This is a genomic window from Kitasatospora sp. SC0581, assembly GCF_048159585.1.
GTDB lineage: Bacteria > Actinomycetota > Actinomycetes > Streptomycetales > Streptomycetaceae > Kitasatospora.
Map to the genome: position 1 here is coordinate 1 of NZ_JBLRWA010000122.1, position 515 is coordinate 515.

Annotated in this window: 1 protein-coding gene; it reads left to right on the top strand. The window is 72.6% G+C overall.

Features of this window, described 5'->3' with window-relative positions; translation table 11 throughout:
* The coding region (locus tag ACLWS4_RS37385) for an AMP-binding enzyme (RefSeq protein ID WP_416876481.1) at positions 1-515 on the top strand (515 nt) is incomplete at both ends.

Sequence of the window (515 nt, forward strand, 5' to 3'; positions counted from 1 at the left end):
GGCGACTTGGGTCGTTGGCGTGCGGACGGGGTGCTGGAGTATGTGGGGCGTGCGGACGACCAGGTGAAGATCCGGGGATTCCGGGTCGAGCCGGGTGAGGTCGCGGCGGTCCTGCTGGGGCACGAGGCGGTGGCGCAGGCCGCGGTCGTGGCACGCGAGGACCGGCCGGGCGACAAGCGCCTGGTTGGCTACGTGGTGCCGGTCGCGGGCCGGGAGGTCGATCCCGATGAGCTGCGGCGTTTCGCCGTGGGGCGGCTGCCGCGTCACATGGTGCCGTCGGCGGTGGTGGTGCTGGAGGCGCTGCCGATCACGCCGAACGGCAAGCTGGACCAGCGTGCACTGCTCGCGCCTGCCGCCGTCGCTGTCGAGCCGAGTGGTCGGGCGCCGCGCTCCGTGCAGGAGGAACTGCTCTGCGGCATCTTCACGGAGGTGCTGGGTCTGCCGTCGGTGGGGATCGACGACGACTTCTTCGCGCTGGGCGGGCACTCGCTCCTCGCGGCCCGGCTGATCAGCCG